This is a genomic window from Ancylobacter polymorphus (genome assembly GCF_030813495.1).
GTDB classification, from domain to species: Bacteria; Pseudomonadota; Alphaproteobacteria; order Rhizobiales; family Xanthobacteraceae; genus Ancylobacter; species Ancylobacter polymorphus.
Window position 1 is genome coordinate 35,461 of record NZ_JAUSUI010000007.1, and the last position, 23,812, is coordinate 59,272.

The 23,812-nt window shown below is 68.5% G+C and carries 23 protein-coding genes; 14 read left to right on the plus strand and 9 right to left on the minus strand.

Annotated elements, in window-relative coordinates; all coding sequences use genetic code 11:
- Nucleotides 1-66: 66 nt before the first annotated feature.
- From J2S75_RS16615 to tenA, 6 genes are all read left to right on the plus strand, one after another.
- Complete coding sequence (locus J2S75_RS16615) at nucleotides 67-621, plus strand: F0F1 ATP synthase subunit delta (RefSeq protein ID WP_307021395.1); 555 nt, start codon at nucleotides 67-69, stop codon at nucleotides 619-621.
- Complete coding sequence (atpA, locus tag J2S75_RS16620; RefSeq protein ID WP_244450186.1) at nucleotides 621-2,153, plus strand: F0F1 ATP synthase subunit alpha; 1,533 nt, start codon at nucleotides 621-623, stop codon at nucleotides 2,151-2,153. Before J2S75_RS16615 ends, atpA begins: the two co-directional genes overlap by 1 nt.
- 24 nt (nucleotides 2,154-2,177) lie before the next feature.
- Nucleotides 2,178-3,059, plus strand: a complete 882-nt coding sequence (locus J2S75_RS16625; protein WP_307021398.1) for a F0F1 ATP synthase subunit gamma — start codon at nucleotides 2,178-2,180, stop codon at nucleotides 3,057-3,059.
- Between the two features lie 25 nt (nucleotides 3,060-3,084).
- Nucleotides 3,085-4,518, plus strand: a complete 1,434-nt coding sequence (gene atpD / locus J2S75_RS16630) for a F0F1 ATP synthase subunit beta (protein ID WP_244450188.1) — start codon at nucleotides 3,085-3,087, stop codon at nucleotides 4,516-4,518.
- Nucleotides 4,519-4,586: 68 nt separating this feature from the next.
- A complete protein-coding gene (locus J2S75_RS16635) occupies nucleotides 4,587-5,003 on the plus strand; it encodes a F0F1 ATP synthase subunit epsilon (protein ID WP_307021401.1) in 417 nt (138 codons plus the stop codon).
- Between the two features lie 91 nt (nucleotides 5,004-5,094).
- Nucleotides 5,095-5,784 carry a thiaminase II gene (gene tenA / locus J2S75_RS16640; RefSeq protein WP_307021403.1) on the plus strand — a complete coding sequence of 230 codons (690 nt, stop codon included), beginning with the start codon at nucleotides 5,095-5,097 and terminating at the stop codon, nucleotides 5,782-5,784.
- Nucleotides 5,785-5,846: 62 nt separating this feature from the next.
- On the opposite strand, the gene infA is transcribed toward tenA, so the two are convergent.
- Nucleotides 5,847-6,128: a translation initiation factor IF-1 gene (gene infA / locus J2S75_RS16645; protein ID WP_013168254.1), complete on the minus strand. Its 282-nt coding sequence runs from the start codon at nucleotides 6,126-6,128 to the stop codon at nucleotides 5,847-5,849.
- A 153-nt stretch (nucleotides 6,129-6,281) separates the two neighbouring features.
- The gene (locus J2S75_RS16650; protein WP_244450191.1) at nucleotides 6,282-7,715 is read right to left on the minus strand and encodes a DEAD/DEAH box helicase; all 1,434 of its coding nucleotides are present in this window, start codon (nucleotides 7,713-7,715) and stop codon (nucleotides 6,282-6,284) included.
- 293 nt (nucleotides 7,716-8,008) lie between these two features.
- On the opposite strand from J2S75_RS16650, the gene J2S75_RS16655 reads away from it, so the two are divergent.
- Nucleotides 8,009-8,737, plus strand: a complete 729-nt coding sequence (locus J2S75_RS16655; protein WP_307021412.1) for a class I SAM-dependent methyltransferase — start codon at nucleotides 8,009-8,011, stop codon at nucleotides 8,735-8,737.
- Between the two features lie 110 nt (nucleotides 8,738-8,847).
- Here the strand turns inward: J2S75_RS16655 and metW are convergent, their stop codons facing one another.
- Complete coding sequence (gene metW / locus J2S75_RS16660) at nucleotides 8,848-9,501, minus strand: methionine biosynthesis protein MetW (protein WP_307021414.1); 654 nt, start codon at nucleotides 9,499-9,501, stop codon at nucleotides 8,848-8,850.
- Nucleotides 9,501-10,688, minus strand: a complete 1,188-nt coding sequence (gene metX, locus J2S75_RS16665; protein ID WP_307021416.1) for a homoserine O-acetyltransferase MetX — start codon at nucleotides 10,686-10,688, stop codon at nucleotides 9,501-9,503. The genes metW and metX overlap by 1 nt, the downstream gene beginning before the upstream one ends.
- Before the next feature lie 133 nt (nucleotides 10,689-10,821).
- Between metX and J2S75_RS16670 the strand changes: the two genes are divergently transcribed.
- From J2S75_RS16670 to J2S75_RS16680, 3 genes are all read left to right on the plus strand, one after another.
- A complete protein-coding gene (locus J2S75_RS16670; protein ID WP_307021418.1) occupies nucleotides 10,822-11,754 on the plus strand; it encodes a chorismate mutase in 933 nt (310 codons plus the stop codon).
- Nucleotides 11,755-11,825: 71 nt separating this feature from the next.
- The gene (hisC, locus tag J2S75_RS16675) at nucleotides 11,826-12,950 is read left to right on the plus strand and encodes a histidinol-phosphate transaminase (protein ID WP_307021420.1); all 1,125 of its coding nucleotides are present in this window, start codon (nucleotides 11,826-11,828) and stop codon (nucleotides 12,948-12,950) included.
- On the plus strand, nucleotides 12,940-13,875 hold the full coding sequence (locus J2S75_RS16680; protein ID WP_307021422.1) for a prephenate/arogenate dehydrogenase family protein: 936 nt from the start codon (nucleotides 12,940-12,942) through the stop codon (nucleotides 13,873-13,875). The genes hisC and J2S75_RS16680 overlap by 11 nt, the downstream gene beginning before the upstream one ends.
- 20 nt (nucleotides 13,876-13,895) lie before the next feature.
- Here the strand turns inward: J2S75_RS16680 and J2S75_RS16685 are convergent, their stop codons facing one another.
- From J2S75_RS16685 to J2S75_RS16695, 3 genes are all read right to left on the minus strand, one after another.
- A complete protein-coding gene (locus J2S75_RS16685) occupies nucleotides 13,896-14,270 on the minus strand; it encodes a VOC family protein (RefSeq protein ID WP_307021424.1) in 375 nt (124 codons plus the stop codon).
- Nucleotides 14,271-14,325: 55 nt separating this feature from the next.
- Complete coding sequence (locus J2S75_RS16690; RefSeq protein WP_307021426.1) at nucleotides 14,326-15,033, minus strand: helix-turn-helix transcriptional regulator; 708 nt, start codon at nucleotides 15,031-15,033, stop codon at nucleotides 14,326-14,328.
- 97 nt (nucleotides 15,034-15,130) lie between these two features.
- Nucleotides 15,131-16,621, minus strand: coding sequence for a CoA-acylating methylmalonate-semialdehyde dehydrogenase (locus tag J2S75_RS16695; RefSeq protein WP_307021427.1), 1,491 nt, complete (start codon nucleotides 16,619-16,621; stop codon nucleotides 15,131-15,133).
- Between the two features lie 116 nt (nucleotides 16,622-16,737).
- Between J2S75_RS16695 and J2S75_RS16700 the strand changes: the two genes are divergently transcribed.
- Nucleotides 16,738-17,667 (plus strand): LysR family transcriptional regulator, encoded by a 930-nt coding sequence (locus J2S75_RS16700; RefSeq protein WP_307021429.1) that lies wholly within the window; start codon nucleotides 16,738-16,740, stop codon nucleotides 17,665-17,667.
- Nucleotides 17,668-17,682: 15 nt separating this feature from the next.
- Here the strand turns inward: J2S75_RS16700 and J2S75_RS16705 are convergent, their stop codons facing one another.
- Entirely contained in the window at nucleotides 17,683-18,117 is a 435-nt protein-coding gene (locus J2S75_RS16705) for a MerR family transcriptional regulator (RefSeq protein WP_307021432.1), read from the minus strand.
- An 80-nt stretch (nucleotides 18,118-18,197) separates the two neighbouring features.
- On the opposite strand from J2S75_RS16705, the gene J2S75_RS16710 reads away from it, so the two are divergent.
- Nucleotides 18,198-20,471 (plus strand): heavy metal translocating P-type ATPase, encoded by a 2,274-nt coding sequence (locus J2S75_RS16710; RefSeq protein ID WP_307021434.1) that lies wholly within the window; start codon nucleotides 18,198-18,200, stop codon nucleotides 20,469-20,471.
- A 67-nt stretch (nucleotides 20,472-20,538) separates the two neighbouring features.
- On the opposite strand, the gene argH is transcribed toward J2S75_RS16710, so the two are convergent.
- Complete coding sequence (gene argH, locus J2S75_RS16715) at nucleotides 20,539-21,921, minus strand: argininosuccinate lyase (RefSeq protein WP_307021436.1); 1,383 nt, start codon at nucleotides 21,919-21,921, stop codon at nucleotides 20,539-20,541.
- 26 nt (nucleotides 21,922-21,947) lie between these two features.
- On the opposite strand from argH, the gene tlpA reads away from it, so the two are divergent.
- Together tlpA and J2S75_RS16725 are read left to right on the plus strand one after the other, a co-directional pair.
- On the plus strand, nucleotides 21,948-22,733 hold the full coding sequence (gene tlpA, locus J2S75_RS16720) for a thiol:disulfide interchange protein TlpA (protein WP_307021438.1): 786 nt from the start codon (nucleotides 21,948-21,950) through the stop codon (nucleotides 22,731-22,733).
- A 104-nt stretch (nucleotides 22,734-22,837) separates the two neighbouring features.
- Entirely contained in the window at nucleotides 22,838-23,797 is a 960-nt protein-coding gene (locus J2S75_RS16725) for a DMT family transporter (protein ID WP_307021440.1), read from the plus strand.
- Nucleotides 23,798-23,812: the final 15 nt, after the last annotated feature.

Genomic DNA, 23,812 nt, shown 5'->3' on the forward strand with positions numbered 1-23,812 from the left:
TCCAGTCCGGAAGAAGCGTCCCCTCCCGGGCGGCGCGCGCTCCGGACGAGCCCCGAGAGAGGCAACGTGGCCGAGACCTACGTATCCGGAGTGGCAGGACGCTACGCGACGGCGCTCTTCGAGCTGGCCCGCGACGCCCATGCCGTCGATGCGGTGAAGGCGGACCTTGACCGTTTCAGCGCGATGATCGCCGAGAGCGCCGACCTGAAGCGCCTCGTGCGTAGCCCGGTCTTCGCCTCCGAGGAGCAGGAGAAGGCGGTCGCCGCCCTGCTCGCCAAGGCGGGCATCACCGGCCTCGCCGCCAACTTCTTCAAGACCGTGGCGGCCAACCGCCGCCTGTTCACGGTCGAGGCCATCATTCGCGACTTCGGCCTGCTCGTCGCCGCCTATAAGGGCGAGGTGACGGCGGAAGTCACCGTGGCGCAGCCGCTGTCGGAAGCCCACGCCGCTACGCTGAAGCAGTCGCTCGACACGCTGACCGGCAAGGACGTCAAGCTCGCCATCGAGGTGGATCCCTCGCTCCTGGGCGGCCTGAAGGTCAAGGTCGGCTCGAAGCTCGTCGACGCTTCCCTCAAGACCAAGCTCAATTCGATCCGCACTGCGATGAAAGAGGTTCGCTGATGGATATCCGCGCCGCTGAAATTTCCGCGATCCTCAAGGAGCAGATCAAGAATTTCGGCCAGGAAGCCGAAGTCTCCGAGGTCGGTCAGGTCCTCTCCGTCGGTGACGGCATCGCCCGTATCTACGGTCTCGACAACGTCCAGGCGGGCGAGATGGTCGAGTTCGAGAACGGCACGCGCGGCATGGCGCTGAACCTCGAAATCGACAATGTCGGCGTCGTCATCTTCGGTTCCGACCGCGAGATCATGGAAGGCCAGACCGTCAAGCGCACCGGCGCCATCGTCGACGTTCCGGTCGGCAAGGGTCTGCTCGGCCGCGTCGTCGACGCTCTCGGCAACCCGATCGACGGCAAGGGCCCGATTGAATATACCGAGCGCCGCCGCGTCGACGTGAAGGCCCCCGGCATCATTCCGCGCAAGTCCGTGCACGAGCCGATGCAGACCGGCCTCAAGGCCATCGATGCGCTGATCCCGATCGGCCGTGGCCAGCGCGAGCTGATCATCGGCGACCGCCAGACCGGCAAGACCGCCGTGGCGCTCGACGCCATCCTGAACCAGAAGCCGCTGAACGCCGGCGATGCGCCGGAGAGCCAGAAGCTGTACTGCGTCTATGTCGCGGTCGGTCAGAAGCGCTCCACCGTCGCCCAGTTCGTGAAGGTGCTGGAAGAGCAGGGCGCGCTGGAATATTCCATCGTCGTCGCCGCCACCGCGTCCGACGCCGCGCCGATGCAGTTCCTGGCGCCGTTCGCCGGCACCGCCATGGGCGAGTTCTTCCGCGACAACAGCATGCACGCCCTCATCATTCATGATGACCTGTCCAAGCAGGCCGTGGCGTACCGCCAGATGTCGCTGCTGCTGCGCCGCCCGCCGGGCCGCGAAGCCTATCCCGGCGACGTGTTCTATCTCCACTCGCGCCTGCTCGAGCGCGCCGCCAAGCTCAATGACGAGAACGGCGCCGGCTCGCTGACCGCCCTCCCGGTCATCGAGACCCAGGCCAACGACGTGTCGGCCTACATCCCGACCAACGTGATCTCGATCACCGACGGCCAGATCTTCCTCGAGTCGGACCTGTTCTTCCAGGGCATCCGCCCGGCGGTGAACGTCGGCCTCTCGGTGTCGCGCGTCGGTTCCTCGGCGCAGATCAAGGCGATGAAGCAGGTCGCCGGCAAGATCAAGGGCGAGCTCGCCCAGTATCGCGAGCTGGCGGCCTTCGCCCAGTTCGGCTCGGACCTCGACGCCTCGACCCAGAAGCTGCTCAACCGCGGCGCCCGCCTCACCGAACTCCTGAAGCAGTCACAGTTCGCGCCGCTGAAGGTCGAGGAGCAGGTGGTGGTGATCTATGCCGGCACCAATGGCTATCTCGACGCCCTGCCGGTGTCGAAGGTGCGCGAGTTCGAGCAGGGCCTCCTGCTGTTCCTCCGCTCCAAGCACGCCGACATCCTCGACACCATCCGCACTTCGAAGGAACTTTCGAAGGACACCGCCGACAAGCTCGTGAAGGCGCTCGACGCCTTCTCGAAGACTTTCGCCTGATCGGCAGAGCGGAGCATCGGGTAGATGGCCAGCCTTAAGGATCTGCGCAATCGCATCGCTTCGGTGAAGGCGACGCAGAAGATCACCAAGGCGATGCAGATGGTCGCCGCCGCCAAGCTGCGGCGCGCCCAGCAGGCGGCCGAGGCCGCACGCCCCTATGCCCAGCGCATGGAGAGCGTGCTCGGCAACATCGCCGGCGCGATTTCCGGCGGGCCGGACGCGCCGCTGCTGCTGACCGGCACCGGCAAGGACGAGACGCATCTGCTCATCGTGCTGACCGCCGAGCGCGGCCTGTGCGGCGCCTTCAACTCCTCGATCGTCCGCCTCGCCCGCGAGCGCGCTTTGTCGCTGATGGCGCAGGGCAAGACGGTCAAGATCTTCTGTGTCGGCCGCAAGGGCCATGACGCGCTGCGCCGCCAGTTCGAGAAGCAGATCGTCGAGGCCGTCGAGCTGCGCGCCAACAAGGGCGCCACCTTCGCCGATGCGCAGAAGATCGCGGAGAAGATCGGCGCCATGTTCGCCGCCGGCGAATTCGACGTGGCGACGCAGTTCTTCAGCCGCTTCCAGTCGGTGATCTCGCAGGTCCCGACCGCGCAGCAGCTCATTCCGGCGACCTTCGCCGCCCCCGCCGAAGCCCCCAAGGGCAGCGAGGCGGTCTACGAATACGAGCCGGGCGAGGCCGAAATCCTCGCCGACCTGCTGCCGCGCAATCTCGCGGTGCAGATCTTCAAGGCGCTGCTCGAGAACGGCGCGTCCGAACAGGGCGCGCGCATGAGCGCGATGGACAACGCCACCCGCAACGCGGGTGAAATGATCAAGAAGCAGACTTTGACCTACAACCGCACCCGTCAGGCGATGATCACGAAGGAACTTATCGAGATCATCTCCGGCGCCGAGGCGCTGTGAGGCAGGACCCGGAAGGACGACGAACATGGCTAATGTCGGACGCATCACGCAGGTCATCGGCGCCGTCGTGGACGTGCAGTTCGAGGATCACCTCCCGGAGATCCTGAACGCGCTGGAGACGACCAATCAGGGCAACCGCCTCGTGCTCGAGGTCGCCCAGCATCTCGGTGAGAACACCGTGCGCACCATCGCCATGGACTCGACCGAAGGTCTGGTCCGCGGCACCGAAGTGAAGGATACGGGCGGCCCGATCTCGGTGCCGGTCGGCGAGGCCTGCCTCGGCCGCATCATGAACGTCATCGGCGAGCCCGTGGACGAAGCCGGCCCGCTCGTCGGCGAGACCACCCGCGGCATCCACCAGCCGGCTCCCTCCTATGCCGAGCAGTCGACCGAGGCGGAAATCCTCGTCACCGGCATCAAGGTCGTGGACCTGCTGGCACCCTATTCCAAGGGCGGCAAGGTCGGCCTGTTCGGCGGCGCCGGCGTCGGCAAGACCGTGCTCATCATGGAGCTCATCAACAACATCGCCAAGGCGCACGGTGGTTATTCCGTGTTCGCCGGCGTGGGCGAGCGTACCCGCGAGGGTAACGACCTCTACCATGAGATGATCGAGTCCAAGGTGAACGTCGATCCGCACGAGAATGGCGGCTCGTCCTCCGGTTCCAAGTGCGCGCTGGTCTATGGCCAGATGAACGAGCCCCCGGGGGCCCGCGCCCGCGTCGCGCTCACCGGCCTCACCGTCGCCGAGCATTTCCGCGACCAGGGCCAGGACGTGCTGTTCTTCGTGGATAACATCTTCCGCTTTACCCAGGCGGGTTCGGAAGTGTCGGCGCTGCTCGGCCGCATTCCTTCGGCGGTGGGCTATCAGCCGACCCTGGCCACCGACATGGGCGCGCTGCAGGAGCGCATCACCACCACCACCAAGGGCTCGATCACCTCGGTGCAGGCCATTTACGTGCCCGCCGACGACCTGACCGACCCGGCGCCGGCCGCCTCCTTCGCCCATCTCGACGCGACCACCGTTCTGTCGCGCTCGATCGCGGAAAAGGGCATCTATCCGGCGGTGGACCCGCTCGACTCCACCTCGCGCATTCTCTCGCCGCTCGTCATCGGCGAAGAGCACTACAATGTGGCGCGCCAGGTGCAGCAGACGCTGCAGCGCTACAAGTCGCTGCAGGACATCATTGCGATCCTGGGCATGGACGAGCTCTCGGAAGAGGACAAGCTCACCGTCGCCCGCGCCCGCAAGATCGAGCGCTTCCTGTCGCAGCCCTTCCACGTCGCCGAAGTCTTCACCGGCTCGCCCGGCAAGCTCGTCGACCTCGCCGACACCATCAAGGGCTTCAAGGGCCTGGTGGAAGGCAAGTATGATCACCTCCCGGAGCAGGCCTTCTACATGGTCGGCACCATTGAAGAGGCGATCGAGAAGGGCAAGAAGATGGCTGCCGAGGCCGCGTGATCCGCGCGCCCCGGCCGTGACGGCACGGGGCGTCGATCATTGACGCTGACGCATCCCCTGGAGGATCCATGGCCACCTTCCCGTTTGAACTCGTCTCGCCTGAGCGCCTCGTCTATTCCGGCGCGGTGACCGAGGTGATCGTCCCCGGCGCCGAGGGCGAGTTCGGCATCCTTGCCGGCCATGCGCCCTTCGTGTCGACGCTGAAGCCCGGCGTGCTGACGATCAAGGGCGATGGCCCGGCGAAAAAGCTGTTCGTGCGCGGCGGCTTCGCCGAAGCCAATCCGGCCGGCCTCACCGTGCTGGCCGAGACCGCGATCCCGCTGGCCGAGCTGAAGGCGGAAAATCTCGCGCAGATGATCCGCGACGCGCAGGAAGATGTCGAGGACGCCCGCGACGAGTCCATCCGGGCCAGCCGCCAGCAGTTCCTCGAACAGCTGAAGTCCGCGGCGGCGGCGATCGAGGCGGACGCCCGCACGTCGCACTGAACCATCCCGTCCGGTTTTGCCGCCGGCCATCAGACTAGTATGATCCGGGCCGCTGTCACCAGCGGCCCTTTTCATGTCAGGAGGAAACGCCATGAGCGACGGCTCGACCCTCAGCGCCCATTCCTTCAGCGCGCATGCCTGGGGCCGCAACCTGCCGACCTATGAAGCGATCCGCACCATGCCGTTCAACGCGGCACTGGCGGACGGCACGCTGTCGGCGGAGCGTTTCCGCCACTACATGCTGCAGGACGCGCATTATCTCATCGCCTTCGGCCGGGCGCTGGCCATCGCGGCGGCGAAGGCGGAGGATCCGGACGAACTGGTTCAGTTCGCGGAGGGCGCGAAGGTCGCGGTGGTGGTGGAGCGTTCGCTGCACACGGATTTCTTCGAGAAATTCGGCATCGATGCGGACGAGTTCGCGCGCACGCCGATGTCGCCGGTGTGCCACCACTATTCCAGCTTCCTGATCGCTACCGCCTATGCCGAGCCCTATCCGGTGGTGCTGGCGGCGCTGCTGCCCTGCTTCTGGATCTATGCCGAAATCGGGCGGGACATTCTCGGCCGGGCGGTGCGGCCGAACCCTTACGATGCCTGGATCGACACCTATGCCGGCGAGGAATTCCACGAGGCGGTGCGGGCGGTGATCGCCACCACCGATCGTGCGGCGCGGGGGGCGTCGCCGGCCGTGCTCGCGCGCATGCACGCGGCCTATAAGCGGGCCACGGAGCTCGAATGGATGTTCTGGGATTCGGCCTGGCGCCTCGCCGATTGGCCGGTCTGACCGGCGGGGCGAGGGGCGCGAGGCGAGGGCAGGCGGGGCGGCCGGGCGAAACGCCCGGCGCCTCAGCGGCGACGGCCCGGAGGCGGACGGCGCTGGCCGCTGCCGATCGGCGGGGTCGGTCCACCGGTCTTGTGACGGAAATTGATGCGTCCGCGCTCGAGGTCATAAGGCGACATCTCGACGACGACGCGATCGCCGACGATGGTGCGGATGCGGTTCTTCTTCATCTTGCCCGCCGCATAGGCGAGTATCTCGTGTTCATTGTCGAGCACGACGCGGAAATTGCCGTCGGGCAGAACTTCCGTCACGGTGCCGTCGAACTCGAGCAGTTCCTCTTTCGCCATTAATGGCTCTCCTCGTACAGGCTGCTGCCGGCCTTGCCGCTAGGCCAATACCCTGCCGGCCGGCATTTGTCTTGTCCTGATAATGCTGCGCGGCAGCAAACACCAGAGGACCCCGCGCTCCTTTCGGTGCGCGAGGTGTTCGCTCCCTGACGATCAGGGCGCGGCGTTATAGGCCTTGCGGCGCGGCGGGCGGCGCCCCTCGCGCGGCGGACCCTCGCGGCGGACGCCGTCGGTGCGGCCTTCGTGGCGCGGGCCGTCATGATGCGGCCGGTCATGGCGGGGACCGTCCTTGCGGGCCTCGCCCTCGGGGCGGGGCCCACGGTTGAACGGGCGGGCGCCGCGCGGGGCATCGCTGCGCGGGCCACGGGGCCCGCGCTCCTCGCGCGCCGGGCGCGGACCATCGGAGCGGAAACCCTCAAGGCGCGGCGCGCCTTCGCGGCGGCTCTCGCCGCGGCGGTCGACCGACGGGATGGTGATCTTGATCAGCCGCTCGATGTCGCGCAGGAAGGCGCGCTCCTCGCCGTCGCACAGCGAAATGGCGATGCCTTCGCGGCCGGCGCGCGCGGTGCGGCCGATACGATGGACATAGCTTTCCGGCACGTTGGGCAGATCGTAATTGATCACATGGCTCACGCCCGGCACGTCGATGCCGCGCGCGGCGATGTCGGTGGCGACAAGCACCTTGACGACACCCTGGCGGAAGGCGGCGAGCGCCCGCTCACGCTGCGGCTGCGACTTGTTGCCATGGATCGCCTCGGCGGCGATGCCGGCCCCGGCAAGGCCCTTCACCACGCGGTCGGCGCCATGCTTGGTGCGCGAGAACACCAGGGCGCGATCGAGATCGGGCTCGGAGAGCACTTCGACCAGCAGGTTCGGCTTGCCGGCGCGGTCGGTGAAGAACACCTTCTGCTCGATGCGGTCGGCGGTCTTGGCCACCGGCGTCACAGCGACGCGCACCGGATCGGTCAGCAGCGAATCCGCCAGCTTCTCGATCTCGCGCGGCATGGTGGCGGAGAAGAAAAGGTTGCGGCGCTTGGCCGGCAGCCGGGCGCAGATGGCGCGAATGGCATGGATGAAGCCCATGTCCAGCATCTGGTCGGCTTCGTCGAGGACGAGCACCTCGACCATGTCGAGCCGAACCGCGTTGTTCTCCAGAAGGTCGACGAGGCGGCCGGGGGTCGCCACCAGCACGTCGACGCCATTGGCGAGCGCGCGGGCCTGGCGGCCGATCGGCACGCCGCCGATGGCGAGCGCGGTGGAGGGGCGCACATGCTTGCCATACAGGCGGAAGCTCTCAAGGATCTGGCCGGAGAGTTCGCGGGTCGGGCTCAGTACCAGCGCGCGGGCCGAGCGGCGCTCGGGACGAAAGCGGTGGGTGACGAGATGCTGCAGGATCGGCAGCGCGAAGGCGGCGGTCTTGCCGGTGCCGGTCTGGGCGATGCCGATGAGATCGCGGCCCGCGAGAACCTGCGGCACGGCCTGAATCTGGATCGGGGTGGGCGTGGTGTGGTTGGCTTCCGCGAGGGCCTTCAGGATCGGCTCGGCAAGGCCGAGTTCGTTGAAAGTGGTCAAGTAGCGTTCTTTCATGGGCGATTGCGTCCGCGCGCAGGAGCAGCGCGAACCGCGAATCACGGGGTGTTGAGACACCCCGCGTGGCCTGGGACGTCGGCGATTTCCGATGATGAGGGGCCGAAGACTGCCGCGGCTCAGAAGTGGAGGCGGAAAAGCGGCCAGGAAAACCTGACCGGATCCGGCTCCCAGCCGAAGCGGACATCGAGCGACGCGGCCCCGATGCGGACGAAGCGACCGCATGCCCCGCCTATGTGGCGCAAAAGGGTGGTGATTTCAAGGCGTCATCGCTCAGGCTATAAGCTTCGGCCATGTATCCTGACGTGGTCGGCCTTCGCAGCTTCTATGCCCAGCCCATCGGCGTGGTGACGCGCCGCCTTGTCGGCCGCGCCATTCGCGCCCGCGCCGGCAATGTGCGCGGGCTTTGCGTCCTCGGCATGGGCTATGCCACGCCCTATCTCGGCATGTTCCGCGAGGAGTGCGAGCGCGCCCTCGCCTTCATGCCGGGCGCGCAGGGGGTCACCCGCTGGCCCTCGGCGGCGCCGACGCTCGCCGCGCTGGTGGATGAGACCGAGCTGCCGCTGCGCGCGGGCATGATCGACCGGGTCATCGCCGTGCATCTTCTGGAGATGACGCCCGATGCCGGCGAGGTTCTGCGCGAGGTGTGGCGGGTGCTGGCGCCGGGTGGGCGGCTAATCTGCGTGGTGCCGAGCCGGCGCGGCGTGTGGGCGCGTACCGAGAACAACCCGTTCGGCCATGGGCGCCCCTTCTCGCGCACCCAGATCACCGATCTCCTGCGCGGCGCGCTGTTCACCCCCGTGGGCTGGGACGAAGCGCTCTACATGCCGCCCGTGCCGCGCAACTGGTTCCTGCGCTCGGCCGTGGCCTGGGAGCGCGTGGGCGCGACGCTGGCGCTGCCTTTTGCCGGCGTGCACGTCGTCGAGGCGACCAAGCAGGTCTACAAGCCCGTCCCCACCAAGCGCCGCGCCCGCCTGACCGTGTTCGAGCCCGTGATGGCGCCGCAGCCGATGGGGGGGTGAGCCCTACGAAGGACTGAGGCGAGGTCGAAACCAGACAGCGTAAATATAGCTTCTATCGGTGTCTTGGATAAGGCTGGCGGCCGCTTCCCTCGTGCGCTGGCCGCGCCCGGTCACCCCTTCCGTGACAGCAGGAACACCGCCTGTTCGCCGAGCAGGTTCCACACGGCCCAGGGCATGTTGAAGCGCACCGGATGCCCGTAGCCATTGAGCGCGGCGGCGCGGTCGATGCGGGCGCCCACCTCTTCCACCAGCGCGACGAAGTCGCGGATGGTGCAGAAATGGATGTTGGGCGTGTCGTACCAGCTGTAGGGCAGATTTTCCGTGCTCGGCATCCGCCCATTCAGCAACAGGTCGAGTCGCATCCGCCAGAAGCCGAAATTGGGGAAGGAGACGATGGCGTGGCTGCCGACCCGCAGCATCTGCTCCAGCACCCATTTCGGCCGGCGCGTCGCCTGGATGGTCTGGGAGAGAATGACATAATCGAAGGAATTGTCGGGATAGTCGGCGAGGTCGACATCGGCGTCGCCCTGGATGATGGGAAGACCGCGCGCCACGCCGGCATTCACCCCCTCGCGCGAGAGTTCGATGCCGCGCGCGTCGCAGCCGCGCGTGGTGGCGAGCAGTTCCAGCAATTCGCCGTCGCCCGAGCCGACATCGAGCACGCGCGAGCCCGGGCGCACCATGTCGGCGATGAGCAGAAGGTCGACGCGCTTGCCGGAGGCCGCCCGCGCGGCTTCGCTCATGGTGCGGTCGCGCGCGGCCATCACGTCACTCCCACGGCGCGCGCGGCGGAATCGATGAAGCCGCGCGTGATGGCGAAGAATTCCGGCTCGTCGAGCAGGAAGGAATCGTGGCCCTTGTCGCTCTCGATCTCGGCAAAGGAGACCTGCGCACCCGCCGCGTTGAGCGCATGGACGATGGCGCGCGAATCCGCCGTGGTGAACAGCCAGTCGGAGGTGAAGGAGACGAGGCAGAAGCGGGTCGTCGTGCCCCGGAAGGCATTGGCCAGCACGCCGCCATACTCCGCGGCGAGGTCGAAATAATCCATCGCGCGGGTGACGTAGAGATAGGAATTGGCGTCGAAGCGGTCGACGAAGGCCTCGCCCTGGTGGCGCAGATAGCTCTCCACCTGGAAGTCGGCGTCGAAGGAAAAAGTGTGCCCGTCGCGGTCCTGCAGCCGCCGGCCGAATTTCCGGTGCAGCGAGGAATCCGACATATAGGTGATGTGCGCGGCCATGCGCGCGACCGCGAGGCCACGGCGCGGGCTGGTGCCCTCGGTGAGATAGCGCCCGCCGCGCCATTCCGGATCGGCCATGACAGCCTGGCGGCCGACCTCGTGAAAGGCGATGTTCTGTGCCGAATGGCGCGCGGCGGTGGCGATGGGCATGGCGGCGAAGACGCGCTCGGGATAACTCGCCGCCCATTGCAGAACCTGCATCCCGCCCATGGAGCCACCCACCACGGCGAGAAGCTTCTCGATGCCGAGATGGTCGATGAGCATGGCCTGCGCCCGCACCATGTCGCGAATGGTCACGACCGGCAGGTCGAGCCCATAGGGCTGACCGGTGGCCGGATTGGTGGAGGAGGGGCCGGTGGTGCCGAGACAGCCGCCGAGTACATTCGAGGCGATGACGAAGAAGCGCTCGGTATCGATCGGCTTGCCCGGCCCGACCAGCGTCTCCCACCAGCCCGGCTTGCCGGTGACCGGGTGGACATTGGCCGCGTGCTGGTCGCCGGACAGCGCGTGGCACAGCAGGATGGCGTTGGCGCGCGCCGCGTTCAGCGTGCCATAGGTCTGGTAGGCGATCTGGAACGGGGTCAGGACGCCGCCGGCATCAAGGGCGAGCGGCTTGTCGGCGCCGAAGCGTACCACGGCGGAATGCGGATGGTCCGCTTCGCCGCGGGCGGCTTCATAGGCCGGAAGATCGCGCAGGGCCGTGGTGTCGGACATGGGAACCGTCATACCGGACGAAGAGTTCGTTATACCGGACGATGCGATGATCCCACAGCCGGCACTTGTCAATAGAGCGCTGCGTCAGATTTTGCTTTGCGCGGCGCCCGCGTGAGGTTTACGACAAGCCGCCATGGACATGAAGGCCCACACACAGGACGCGCCGCAAAGGGCGGTTTCTCCGGCTTCCGCCGCCGCCGCGCCGGATCTCGGCAGCCTGCGCGCGGAGATCGACCGCATCGACGCACAGATGCACGCGCTTTTGATCGAGCGCAGCCAGATCATCGACCGGCTGGTGGCGGTGAAGCGGGCGCAGGGCAGCGAGAGCGGCTCGGCCTTCCGTCCGGCGCGCGAGGCCTCGATGATGCGCCGGCTGGTGGACCGCCATCGCGGGATTCTGCCGCTCGACACGGTCGAGGGCATCTGGCGGGTCATCATCTCCACCTTCACCTATGTGCAGGCTCCTTACGCGGTGCATGCCGATCTCGCTTCGGGCGAGGCGGCGATGCGCGACGCTTCGCGCTTCCATTTCGGCTTTACCGTTCCGTTCATCGGCCATATGGGCGCCTCCGGCGTGGTGGCGGCGGTGGCGCGCTCGCGCGGCGATCTCGGCCTGGTGCCGGCCTTCGCCTCGCCCTCCGCCGGTGCCTGGTGGACGGCGCTGGAAGGCCCCCACACGCCGAAGATCATCGCCCGCCTTCCCTTTGTCGAACGCGCCGACCACCCCGCCGGCCTTCCGGTGTTCTGCATCGCTCATCCGGTGACGGATGGGGCGGTGACGGAGGTGGAGGCGTGGAGCCTGCATGTTTCCGGCTGGAACGCCCAGGCGGCGCGGGCGCTGGCGCCGCTGGCCGATGTGATCGCCGTGCCCGACCGCGGCCTCGACGGGGCGGCGCTGCTCGCCTCCATTCCGGTCGGCGGGGCGGTCAGCCTCGACACCGTGCTGGCGGCGCTGCGCGAAAGCGGCGCCTCTGTGCGCGCGGCAGCCCTCGTCGGCAGCCATGCCAGCCGCTATACCCATGCACCGGCGCTCCACGCGCCCGGCACCCACGCGCCGACGGCCTGACCCCGGCGCCTTTCCTCCTCTTCTCGTCGCGATCTCCTTCTTCTCTCGACCGCCTCCCTTGGAGCCCCGTCATGTCGACCGCCCCCCGTCCCAACCGTCCCGTCCCGCGCGCCGGCGTTCTGGCGATCGAGGCCTATGTGCCGGGCAAGTCGCAGGGCGGCCCGGGGGTGAAGGTGCATAAGCTCTCGGCCAACGAGAACCCGCTCGGCCCCAGCCCGAAGGCGGTTGCCGCCTTCCAGTCGGCGAACGCGCTGGAGCTTTATCCCGACGGCTCGTCCACCAAGCTGCGCGAGGCGATCGCGGCGCAATATGGCCTTGATCCCACACGCATCGTCTGCGGTACCGGCTCGGACGAACTGTTGATGCTGACCGCCGCCGCCTTTGCCGGGCCGGGCGACGAGGTGCTGTATTCCCAGCACGGCTTCCTCGTCTACCGTATCGCCGCGCTGGCGGCAGGGGCGACGCCCGTGGTGGCGCCGGAGAAGGACTACCGCAGCGATGTCGACGCGCTGCTGGCGGCCGTGACCGAGAAGACCCGCGTGGTCTTTCTCGCCAACCCCAACAACCCGACCGGCACCTATCTGCCCTTCGACGAGGTGAAGCGGCTGCAGCGCGGCCTGCCGCCTTATGTGCTGCTGGCGCTCGATGCCGCCTATGCCGAATATGTCCGCCGCAACGACTATGAGGCGGGCATCGAGCTGGTGGCGACCTGCTCGAACGTGGTCATGCTGCGCACCTTCTCCAAGATCTATGGGCTTGCGGCGCTGCGGGTCGGCTGGCTCTACGGGCCGGCCGAGGTGGCGGACGCGATCAACCGCATTCGCGGGGCGTTCAACGTTTCCGCCCCCGGCCTCGCCGCCGCCGTGGCGGCCATCGAGGACACGGCCCATGTCGAGCAGGCGGTGGCGCATAACGAGACCTGGCTCCCCTGGCTGGCGCAGGAACTCACCGCGCTCGGCCTCACGGTGACGCCGAGCGTCACCAATTTCCTGCTGGTGCATTTCCCGCCGACGCCCGGCCGCACGGCAAAGGAGGCGGACGCCTTCCTCAGCCAGCGTGGGCTGATCCTGCGACGGGTGGATTCCTACGGCCTGCCGGACGCGCTGCGCGTGACCATCGGCACCGAGGAGGCCAATCGCCTGCTGGTGGAGGCGCTGAAGGCGTTCATGGGCGGGGAGGCGGGCCATGGTGCTTGATCCGCCGCTGGCGCAACCGCTGATTGGCCGGCTGACCGTCATCGGCATCGGCCTGATCGGCTCGTCCATCCTGCGTGCGGTCAAGGCGCGCGGGCTCGCGGGCACGCTGGTCGCTTATGATGGATCGGAGGCGGTGCGTGATCGCGTTCGCGATCTGGGCATCGCCGATCTCGTCGCCACCACCCCGGCGCAGGCGGTGGCGGGGGCCGATATCGTCATCCTGTGCGTGCCGGTGGGCGCCATGGGCGCGGTGGCGGAGGCCATCGCCCCGCATCTGACACCGGGCGCCATCATCTCCGATGTCGGCTCGGTGAAGGGCGCCGTGGTGAACGCGCTGCGCGCCCATCTGCCGGCCAATGTCCACATCGTGCCCGGCCATCCCGTGGCGGGCACCGAATATTCCGGCCCGGATGCGGGTTTCGCCACGCTGTTCAAGAATCGCTGGTCGATCCTCACCCCGCCCGAGGGCACGGATCCCGCCGCGGTGGCGGCGCTGTCCGGGCTGTGGACGGCCATGGGCGCCAATGTCGAGACGATGACGCCGGAGCACCATGACCTGGTGCTGGCCATCACCTCGCATGTGCCGCACCTCATCGCCTACAACATCGTCGGCACGGCGGCGGATCTTGAGGCGGTGACGCAGTCCGAGGTGATCAAATACTCGGCCGGCGGCTTTCGCGACTTCACCCGCATCGCTGCTTCCGACCCGACCATGTGGCGCGACGTGTTTCTCAACAATCGCGAGGCGGTGATCGAGGTGCTCGGCCGCTTCACCGAGGATTTGATCGCGCTGCAGCGGGCGATACGCTGGGCGGAGGGCGACAAGCTGTTCGACCTGTTCACCCGCACCCGCGCCATCCGCCGCTCGATCATCGAGATCGGCCAGGAGACCGCGGCGCCGGACTTCGGCCGCTCGCACGACTGAGGCGCCAGGAACGCCCGCGCCTATGGCACGTCATTGAGCGCGTAGACCCGCAGCCGGTGGCCGTCAGGATCGAGCGCCACGAAGCTGCGGCCGAAATCGAGATCGGTGGGCGGCAGGGCGATCGCCACGCCCTTCGTCGCCCAGTTCTCATAGGCGGCGTCGACGGCGGCGGGATCGGCGACCTTGAAGCCGATTTCGTTGCCTCCGGCCCGCAGATGCGGCCGCGGCGTTACCCCATCGCGCTGCCAAAGGCCGAGCATCATGCCCGGCGCCAGCGGCAGCAGGGCGAAGGTCGCGCTCTGCTCCACCGGCGCGCGCTCCAGCAGCGCGCCATAGAAGCGGGCGCTGGCGGGCGCGTCGTTCACATAAAGAAGAATATTGCTGGCGTCGGTCATGTCGTCCCCCGAAGATTTGAGGGGTCAGCATAGGTGGCGCTACTGCCAGTTTATGTCAGCAGGGTTCGGGTCTTTCCGCAGCGGCCGCCTGCTTCGCCAGCTTCCATTGCCGGATGAGTTCCGCCCGTCGCGTGGGGTAACGCGCGTCGAGCACGTCTGCCCGCGAGATGCGGTCGGTGCGGAAGCTGCGGAACGCGCCGCGCAGTTCGCACCAACCGATGAGCAGCCGCACCTGGTCGAAGAAGGCCAGCGCGAAAGGCCAGACGATGCGCTCGCTCGCCGTGCCGGCCGCGTCGAGATAGGCGAGGGAGAGCTTCCGCTCGGTGCGGATTGCCTTGCGCAGCAGAGCCGGGTCGATGGAATCGGCGGGAATGGGGGCGCCCGGCGCCACGAACAGCGCCGAGGCTTCCATCTCGGCGCGCAACTCCGCCGGCAGCACAGCGCCGATGCGCGCAAGGGCCGACAGAGCCGCTTCGGCCAGGGGGCCATCCGCACGCCCCGCCACCCAGCGCGAGCCGAGCACCAATGCCTCGATTTCCTCTGGCGGGAACATTAGCGGCGGCAGCAGGAATCCCGGTCGCAGCACATAGCCGACGCCGGCTTCGCCCTCAATGGTCGCGCCCTGGGCCTGCAGCGTGGCGATGTCACGGTAGAGGGTGCGCAGGCTCACACCGATCTCGTCGGCGAGCACCCGCCCGCTCACCGGCTGGCGGTGGCGGCGCAGGACGTGCAGCAGATCGAACAGGCGCTCGGAACGGGACATGCGCCGAGACTAGTCGCATTAGCCGCTGCCCGAAAATGGCAGCAGCGCCGCGCGGGTTCCCCCCCCATGCGGCGCTGCCTCCGCTGTGTGTCGTCCGTCAGCCGCTGGTCGGCATGACGAACTGGGCGCCCTCGCGGATGCCGGTCGGCCAGCGGGCGGTGGTGGTCTTCATCTTGGTGTAGAAGCCGACGCCCTCCATGCCATAGACGTTGCGGTCGCCGAACACCGAGCGCTTCCAGCCGCCGAAGGAGTGGAACGCCACCGGCACCGGGATCGGCACATTGATGCCGATCATGCCGGCCTTGGCGTCGCGGTCGAAGGCGCGGGCGGCGTCGCCGTCGCGGGTGAAGATGGCGGCGCCATTGCCATATTCGTGGTCGTTGACCAGCTTCAGCGCCTCGTCATAGCGGTCGACGCGGACCACGGAGAGCACCGGGCCGAAGATCTCTTCCTTGTAGATCTTCATGTCCGGCGTCACCTTGTCGAACAGGCAGCCGCCGATGAAATAGCCGTCCTCATAGCCCTGCAGCTTGAGGCCGCGCCCGTCCACCACCAGCTCGGCGCCGGCGGCGACGCCGTCATCGACATAGCCGCGCACCTTGGCGAGGTGTTCCTTGGTCACGAGCGGACCCATTTCGCTGTCGCGGTCGAGGCCGGGGCCGACCTTCAGCGCCCGCACCTTCGGCACCAGCTTTTCCATCAGCGCATCGCCGACGCCACCGACGGCCACCGCGACCGACACCGCCATGCAGCGCTCGCCGGCCGAGCCGTAGCCCGCGCCCATCAGGGCGTCGACGGTCTTGTCGAGATCGGCGTCGGGCATCACCACCAGGTGGTTCTTGGCGCCGCAGAGGGCCTGCGCGCGCTTACCGTGCGCGGCGGCGGTCTTGTAGACATATTCGCCGATGGCGGTGGAGCCGACGAAGCTGACCGCCGCGACATCGGGATGGGTGAGGAGGGCGTCGACCGCCTCCTTGTCACCCTGCACGACGTTGAACACGCCAGCCGGCAGGCCGGCCTCGGCCAGAAGTTCCGCCAGCATCAGCGAGGGAGTCGGGTCCTTTTCCGAGGGCTTGAGCACGAAGGCGTTGCCGCAGGCCAGCGCCACCGGGAACATCCACATCGGCACCATGACGGGGAAGTTGAACGGGGTGATGCCGGCCACCACGCCGACGGGGTGGCGGGCCGAGAAGACGTCGACGCCGCGCGCCACCTGCTCGGTGAAATCGCCGCGCATCAGGTGCGGGATGCCGCAGGCGAATTCCACCACCTCGATGCCGCGGGTGACTTCGCCCTTGGCGTCCTCGAAGGTCTTGCCGTGCTCGCGGGTGATGGCCTCGGCCAGCGCATCCATGTCGCGCTCAAGCAGCGCCTTGAACTTGAACATGATGCGCGCGCGCGTCAGCGGCGGCGTGTCGGCCCAGGCGGGGAAGGCGGCCGCGGCGGCGGCGACCGCCTCACCCACCGTGGCGACGGAGGCGAGCAGCGCCTCGCCGGTCTGCGCGCCGGTGGAGGGGTCGAAGACCGGGGAGGTTCGCCCCGCCGTGGTCACCACCTTGCCGCCGATGTAATGCCCGATGACCGCCATCGCGATCTCTCCTCTGGTTTTCCTGGCTGCGGTTTTGCTTGTTGAAAGTCGTCACTTCAACGACGATGTTTTCGCATCCGTTGTGCGGCTGCGCACATTGCGATAGGCAGCATGCCATGGATTGGGACCATCTGCGTATCTTCCTCGCCGTGGCGCGTGCCGGCCAGATGCTGGCGGCCGCGCGTCAGCTCGGGCTGGACCATGCGACCGTCGGCCGCCGGCTGGGAGCGCTGGAAGCGAGCCTCGGCTCCAAGCTCTTGGAGCGGCGCACCACGGGGAGCGAACTCACCCCGGCGGGGGAGCGGCTGCTGGCGCATGCGGAGCGCATCGAGACCGAGATGCTGCAGGCGCAGGCGGCGCTGGGCAATGTCGATCTCGCTCTGGCCGGCACGGTGCGGATCGGCGCGCCGGACGGCTTCGGCACCTATTTCCTCGCCCCGCGCCTCGGGCGTCTCGCGGAGGATCATCCCGGCCTGTCGATCCAGCTGGCGCCGCTGCCGCGCAGCTTCTCGCTACCCAAGCGCGAGGTCGATATCGCGGTGACGCTGCAGCGGCCGAGCGAGGGGCGGCTGGTGGCGCGCAAGCTCACCGACTACACGCTCGGGGTCTATGCGGCGCGGGACTATCTCGCCCGCACCGGACCCATAGGGACCCTGCGCGATGTCACCGGGCGGTTGATCGTCACCTATGTGCCCGATCTCGTCTATTCGCCGGCGCTCGACTATTTCGAGGTGTTCCGCGAGGTCGAGGCGCGCCGCCTGGAATGCGCCAGCGTGGTGGGGCAGATGGAGGCGGTGCGGGCCGGAGGCGGCATCGGCATCCTGCACGACTACGCCGCGCTGGCGCATCCCGAACTGGTGCGGCTGCTGCCGGAACTGAGCTTCCGCCGGTCCTATTGGCTGGTCACCCATGCGGATATCCGCGACCTCCGACGCATCCGCACGGTGGAGGATTTCATCGCCGGCGCGGTGCGCACGGCGCGGGCGGGCTTCACCTGCGAGCCGGTGGCCGTGCCGCAGGGCGACGAAGCGCCGGCGGAGGCCTGACCCGGCCTTTCCCGGTCAGGCGTCGGCGCGCTGGTGGTGGGCGCAGGCGCCATGGTCGGCCAGTATTTCGATCACCCGGCAGGTGGCGACATGGCCATGGGCGCAGCCTTCGACCATGCGCTGGAGTTCGGCCCGCAGCGCGGTGAGGCTGGCAATACGGCGTTCCACGCTGGCAAGATGATCGCGGGCAATCGCATCGGCGGCGGCGCAGGACTGGTCCGGCGCGTCCTGCAAATGCAGCAGCGTGCGGATGGCGTCGATCTCGAAGCCGAGCTCCCGTGCATGGCGGATGAAGGCCAGCCGCCGCAGGTCCTCGTCGCCATAGGCGCGCCTCCCCCCGTCGGTGCGGTGCGGGGCGGGCAAGAGGCCGATCTCCTCATAATAGCGGATGGTGGGCACTTTCACGCCGCTTTCGCGCGCCGCGTCGCCAATCGTGTAATGGGTCGTCATTTCCCGCTTGCTCCTCTAGTCACTAGAGGAAGTAGGCTCACCCTGCCGCCGACGCAAGGCGGGACGGAGGAGTGACGCGCATGCTGGCCGAGAAGACCCGTTACCGTATCGAGGGCATGGATTGCGCCTCCTGCGCGATGAAGATCGAGACGGCGGTGCGGCGCGTCGACGGCGTCGCGGAGGTCGCGGTCTCGGTGACGGCCGGCACGATGACGGTGGAACACAACGGCGCCGACCTGCCTCTGGTGGAGCGCCGCGTCACCGGGCTCGGCTACGGCATCGCGCCGCTGGCGGCAGCGGCAGCGGCAGCGGCGGCGGTGCCGGCCGGTCACGCTCATGCGCATGCACATGGGCCCGATTGCGATCACGGCCACGCGCCTGAACATGCGCATGGCCACGCGGGTCATGCCTATGCTGCGCCCGCGCACGCTGCCGGCGGCGCGTCCGGCCCACCGGCCTCTGGGGGCCATGATCACGCGCATCTGCCGCTGGACGGGCCCTGGTGGACGAGCGGCAAGGCGCGGCTCACGCTTCTCTGCGGCGCGGCGCTGGCAGCGGCCTATGGTCTCGGCCATTTCTTCCCCCGGCTCGACCCCTGGATTTTCATCGCCGCGCTGCTCATCGGCCTGGTGCCGATCGCCCGCCGTGCGGTCATGGCCGGGCTTTCCGGCACGCCCTTTTCCATCGAGACACTGATGACGATCGCCGCCATCGGCGCCGTCATCATCGGCGCGTCGGAAGAGGCGGCGGCGGTGGTGTTTCTCTTTCTCGTCGGCGAGTTGCTGGAGGGCGTCGCCGCCGGCCGCGCCCGCAGCTCCATCCGCGCCCTCACCGCGCTGGTGCCCAAGACCGCACGCCTCGTGGACGGCAGCGCGACGCGCGAGGTGCCGGCCGAAAGCCTTGAGATCGGCGACGTGGTCCTCGTCCGCCCCGGCGAGCGCATTCCCGCCGATGGCGTGGTGCTGGACGGTGCCGGCTCGGTGAATGAAGCGCCGGTGACGGGCGAGAGCGCGCCGGTGGCCAAGCAGGCCGCTGACGCTGTGTTCGCCGGCACGGTGAATGGCGAAGCCGCGCTCACCCTGCGTGCCACCACCGCCGCATCGGACAACACCATCGCCCGCGTGGTGCGCCTCGTCGAGGAAGCGCAGGAGAGCAAGGCACCGACCGAGCGTTTCATCGACCGTTTCGCGCGCTGGTACACGCCGCTGGTCGTCGTCGTCGCCGCGCTGGTGGCCGTGGTGCCGCCGCTCGCCTTCGGCGCGGCGTGGGATGAATGGATTTACAAGGGCTTGGCGCTGCTGCTGATCGGGTGCCCCTGCGCGCTGGTCATTTCCACTCCCGCCGCCATCGCCGCCGGGCTGGCGGTCGGCGCGCGGCGCGGCCTGCTCATCAAGGGCGGGGCGGTGCTGGAGGCGCTGCGCACGATCAATGCCGTGGCCTTCGACAAGACCGGCACGCTGACCGAGGGCAAGCCCGCCGTCACCGATCTCGTGGCCTTTTCCGGGGACGAGGCCGGGCTGCTGGCCCGCGCGGCGGCGCTGGAAGCGGGCTCCACCCATCCGCTGGCGAGCGCGATTCTCGCGGAAGCGGCGGGGCGCGGGCTTGCCATCCCGCCCGTGCAGGCGGCGGCAGCGCTGGGCGGCGAGGGCGTGAGCGGCACGGTCGAGGGCGCGGCACTGTTCCTTGGCTCGCCCAAGGCCGCCGGTGCCCGCGCGGCTCTGGCGGCCGAACAGCAAGCGACAATCGACGCACTCAACGCGGCGGGCAAGACGGTGGCGGTGCTCGTCGCGGACGGGCGCGCGCAGGGGTTGACCGCGCTGCGCGACGAGCCGCGTGCCGATGCCCAGGCCGGGCTTGACGCGCTAAAGGCCGAGGGCATCCGCACGCTGATGCTGACCGGCGACAATGAGCGCACCGCGCAGGCGATCGGCGCCGCTCTCGGCATCGAGGTTCGCGCCGGCCTGATGCCGGCCGACAAGCAGCGCATTATCAACGAGTTGCGGCGCGAAGGTCTCAAGGTCGCCAAGGTTGGTGACGGTATCAATGACGCGCCTGCGCTCGCCGCCGCCACGGTCGGCATCGCCATGGGCGGGGGCACGGATGTGGCGCTGGAAACGGCGGACGCGGCCGTGCTGCACGGCCGGGTCGGCGATGTCGCGGCGATGATCGCCCTCGCGCGCGCGACCATGCGCAACATCCACCAGAACATCACGCTGGCGCTGGGGCTGAAGGCGGTGTTCGTCGTCACCACCCTCGCCGGCATCACCGGCCTGTGGCCGGCCATCCTCGCCGATACCGGCGCCACCGTGCTGGTGACGGCCAACGCGTTGCGGTTGCTGGGTCGGAAAGGGTAGGCGCCGCCCGGCCGTCATCCCGGACGGCTTAAGGCCGATCCGGGATGATGGCGGCTATCTGCGACGCCTACTTCGCCAGTTGCTTCAGCCAGCGCTTGGCCTGGGCGCGGACATTCTTCGGCGCCGTGCCGCCATAGGAAACGCGGCTGGCCACGGATTTGGCCACCGAGAGCACGCCGAACACTTCCGCCGTGATGCGGGGCTCCACGCTCTGCATCTCGGCCAGCGTCAGCTTGTGCAGGGGCGCGTTCTTGGCGGAGGCGAGCGCGACGATGCGGCCGGTGACGTGATGCGCCTCGCGGAAGGGCAGGCCGAGCACGCGCACCAGCCAGTCCGCGAGGTCGGTGGCGGTGGAATAGCCGGAGCCCGCCGCGGCCTTCATCCGCGTCTCGTCCGGCACCATGTCGCGCACCATGCCGGCCGTGGCGGCGATCATCAGCGACAGGGTGGAAAACGCGTCGAAGGCGCCTTCCTTGTCTTCCTGCATGTCCTTGGCATAGGCCAGCGCCAGGCCCTTCATCACCATCAGCAAGCCATTGAAAGCACCCGCGATTCGCCCGATCTTGGCGCGCACCAGCTCGGCCGCGTCGGGGTTGCGCTTCTGCGGCATGATGGAGGAGCCTGAGGTGAAGCGGTCGGAGAGCTTCATCAGCCCCACCAGCGGCGAGGTCCAGATCACGATCTCCTCGGCGAAGCGGGAGAGGTGCATCGCCGCGATGGACGCCGCCGCCAGCGTCTCCAGCACGAAGTCGCGGTCGGAGACGGAATCGAGCGAATTCGCCGTCGGCCGGTCGAAGCCGAGGGCGGCTGCGGTGGCGAAGCGGTCGATGGGGAAGGAGGTGCCGGCCAGCGCGGCGGCCCCTAACGGGCACTCGTTGAGCCGGGCGCGGGCATCGCGCAGGCGGCCGCGATCACGCCCCAGCATCTCGACATAGGCGAGAAGATGGTGGCCGAAGGTCACGGGCTGGGCGGTCTGCAAATGGGTGAAGCCCGGCATGACCGTGCCGGAATGGATCAGCGCCTTCTCCACAAGTGCCTGCTGGAGATCGCGAATCTGTCCGTCGAGCGTGTCGATCGTGTCGCGCACATAGAGCCGGAAATCCGTCGCCACCTGGTCATTGCGCGAGCGGGCGGTGTGGAGGCGGCCGGCGGCGGGGCCGAGCAATGCGGCGAGGCGCGATTCCACGTTCATGTGGATGTCCTCCAGCGCGCGCTGGAAGGTGAAATCGCCCGCTTCGATCTCTGACAGGATCGTGTCTAGACCCGCCGCGATCTTTTCGGCATCAGCCTTGTCGATGATCCCCTGGGCCGCCAGCATCGAGGCATGCGCCTTCGAACCCGCGATATCCTGCGCGTACAGGCGCTGGTCGAAACCGATGGAGGCGTTTATCTCCTCCATGATCGCGTCGGGTCCGGTCTCGAACCGGCCGCCCCACATCTTGTTGCTCATGCTCACTTTTCTCCGCGAGGACGGCCATGACCGAACGACCTGAGGACGCAGCCGCACCGGCGGGCGGGGTTCCGCCGCGCCGCACGGGCCGCTTCGCCCTCATGCTGGCGGCCGCGCTGGTGCTGGGCGCCATTGTCGGGCTGGCAGGCGTATACGGGATTGGGGGCGGGGCGCGCAACGCCGTTGCCACCGGGCCCGCCGCACCGGCGCCGATCGCGGTGGCCGATGAGGCCGGTGAGGTGGACAGTGAGTGCAGTGTGGCCAGTGCGGCCGGCAAAAGGCTGGCCACGTTTGCCACCGGCGAACTCGCCGCCTTCGCCCCGACGGAAAAGCCGACCCGCATCCCCGATCTCGCCTTCCTCGACCCCGAGGGCAAGCCGACCCGGCTGTCGCAGATCGGCGGCGACGGGTTGAAGCTCGTCAATATCTGGGCCACCTGGTGCGTGCCCTGCCGCAAGGAAATGCCGGCGCTCGACCAGCTGCAGGGCGAACTCGGCACCAAGGGCACGGACGGCAAGCCCGGCTTCGAGGTCATCACCGTGAACATCGACACCCGCGACGCCGCCAAGCCGAAGGCCTTCTTCGACGAGACGGGGCTGAAGCACCTCGCCCTCTATACCGATCCCAAGGCGCAGGCCTTCCAGGATCTGCGCGTGGTCGGCCGCGGCTTCGGCCTGCCCACCACCATGCTGATCGATGCTGAGGGCTGCGAACTCGGCCACATCGCCGGCCCGGCGGAATGGGCGAGCCCGGACGCGGTGGCGCTGGTGAAGGCGGCGCTGGCGGAGACGGCGAAGGCGCCAACGCCGTAAGGCCCGAACAGCGGGCCTAACGGCCGGCCATCTTCGCGTCGAAACCGGGTGGCGCGCGGTCCGGGGAAGCGCTAAAAGGCCGCATCCCCTTGCAGGAGCGTGCCATGTCCGCGTCGAGCCCCGTCCACCGCACCGGGCTCGCCACGGCCGTTGCCGGCCCGCTGCCGATGGCGCCTTCCGACTGGGCGGCGCTGGCGCTGCTCGGCGTCATCTGGGGCGGTTCCTTCTTCTTCGGCAAGGTGGCGATCGCCGAGATTCCCCCGCTGACCATGGTGCTGACGCGGGTGGCCATCGGCGCGCTGGCGCTGTGGGTGATCGCCCGGGCGCGCGGCATCCACATGCCGATGAACCGGCGGCTGGCGGGCGAGTTCCTGCTGCTGGCTGTCATCGCCAACATCATTCCCTTCGGGCTGATCGCCTGGTCGCAGCAGCATCTGCCGAGCGGGCTGTCCTCCATCCTCAACGCGGCGACGCCGCTGTTCACCGTGCTGGTGGCGCAGGCCTTCACCCATGACGAGAAGTTCACCGTCGGCAAGCTGATGGGGGTGAGCCTCGGCTTTGTCGGCGTCGCGGTCATGATGGGGCCGGCGCTGCTCGGCCAGCTTGGCGGGCACGAACTGCCGGCGCAGCTCGCCGCCATCGGTGCGACGGTGTCCTATGGTTTCGCGGCGGTGTATTCCCGGCGCTTCCGGCATCTGCCGCCGCTCGGCATCGCCATGGCGCAGCTGGCGACCTCCAGCCTGCTGCTGCTGCCGGCGGTGGCGCTGATCGACCAGCCGTGGAACCTGCCGGCGCCCTCAGCGCCTGTTATCGGCGCGCTGCTCGGCCTCGGCGTGCTCTCCACCGGCCTCGCCTATATCCTGTATTTCCGCATCGTCGGCCGCAATGGGGCGACCAATATCTCGCTGGTGACGTTCCTGGTGCCGGTGAGCGCCATATTGCTCGGCGCGCTGGTGCTGGGCGAGGCGCTGGAGCCGCGCGAATTCGCCGGCTTCGCCATCATCGCGCTGGGGCTGGCGGCCATTGACGGGCGCCCAGCGCGGTGGGTGCGGGGGCGATTCTAGCGTCGGCACCGAGTG

Bases quoted from the DNA above. Each gene is read 5' to 3' on its own strand.
- J2S75_RS16705 (WP_307021432.1), bottom strand. From the start codon at position 18,117: ATGACGACCCATTACACGATTGGCGACGCGGCGCGCGAAAGCGGCGTG.
- metW (WP_307021414.1), bottom strand. From the start codon at position 9,501: ATGGCCGCGCGCGACCGCACCATGAGCGAAGCCGCGCGGGCGGCCTCC.
- hisC (WP_307021420.1), top strand. From the start codon at position 11,826: ATGTCGACCGCCCCCCGTCCCAACCGTCCCGTCCCGCGCGCCGGCGTT.
- J2S75_RS16650 (WP_244450191.1), bottom strand. From the start codon at position 7,715: ATGAAAGAACGCTACTTGACCACTTTCAACGAACTCGGCCTTGCCGAG.
- J2S75_RS16625 (WP_307021398.1), top strand. From the start codon at position 2,178: ATGGCCAGCCTTAAGGATCTGCGCAATCGCATCGCTTCGGTGAAGGCG.
- J2S75_RS16690 (WP_307021426.1), bottom strand. From the start codon at position 15,033: ATGTCCCGTTCCGAGCGCCTGTTCGATCTGCTGCACGTCCTGCGCCGC.
- atpD (WP_244450188.1), top strand. From the start codon at position 3,085: ATGGCTAATGTCGGACGCATCACGCAGGTCATCGGCGCCGTCGTGGAC.
- tlpA (WP_307021438.1), top strand. From the start codon at position 21,948: ATGACCGAACGACCTGAGGACGCAGCCGCACCGGCGGGCGGGGTTCCG.
- J2S75_RS16695 (WP_307021427.1), bottom strand. From the start codon at position 16,621: ATGGCGGTCATCGGGCATTACATCGGCGGCAAGGTGGTGACCACGGCG.
- tenA (WP_307021403.1), top strand. From the start codon at position 5,095: ATGAGCGACGGCTCGACCCTCAGCGCCCATTCCTTCAGCGCGCATGCC.
- J2S75_RS16725 (WP_307021440.1), top strand. From the start codon at position 22,838: ATGTCCGCGTCGAGCCCCGTCCACCGCACCGGGCTCGCCACGGCCGTT.
- argH (WP_307021436.1), bottom strand. From the start codon at position 21,921: ATGAGCAACAAGATGTGGGGCGGCCGGTTCGAGACCGGACCCGACGCG.
- J2S75_RS16685 (WP_307021424.1), bottom strand. From the start codon at position 14,270: ATGACCGACGCCAGCAATATTCTTCTTTATGTGAACGACGCGCCCGCC.
- J2S75_RS16670 (WP_307021418.1), top strand. From the start codon at position 10,822: ATGGACATGAAGGCCCACACACAGGACGCGCCGCAAAGGGCGGTTTCT.
- J2S75_RS16655 (WP_307021412.1), top strand. From the start codon at position 8,009: ATGTATCCTGACGTGGTCGGCCTTCGCAGCTTCTATGCCCAGCCCATC.
- J2S75_RS16635 (WP_307021401.1), top strand. From the start codon at position 4,587: ATGGCCACCTTCCCGTTTGAACTCGTCTCGCCTGAGCGCCTCGTCTAT.
- metX (WP_307021416.1), bottom strand. From the start codon at position 10,688: ATGTCCGACACCACGGCCCTGCGCGATCTTCCGGCCTATGAAGCCGCC.
- J2S75_RS16680 (WP_307021422.1), top strand. From the start codon at position 12,940: ATGGTGCTTGATCCGCCGCTGGCGCAACCGCTGATTGGCCGGCTGACC.
- J2S75_RS16710 (WP_307021434.1), top strand. From the start codon at position 18,198: ATGCTGGCCGAGAAGACCCGTTACCGTATCGAGGGCATGGATTGCGCC.
- J2S75_RS16700 (WP_307021429.1), top strand. From the start codon at position 16,738: ATGGATTGGGACCATCTGCGTATCTTCCTCGCCGTGGCGCGTGCCGGC.
- atpA (WP_244450186.1), top strand. From the start codon at position 621: ATGGATATCCGCGCCGCTGAAATTTCCGCGATCCTCAAGGAGCAGATC.
- infA (WP_013168254.1), bottom strand. From the start codon at position 6,128: ATGGCGAAAGAGGAACTGCTCGAGTTCGACGGCACCGTGACGGAAGTT.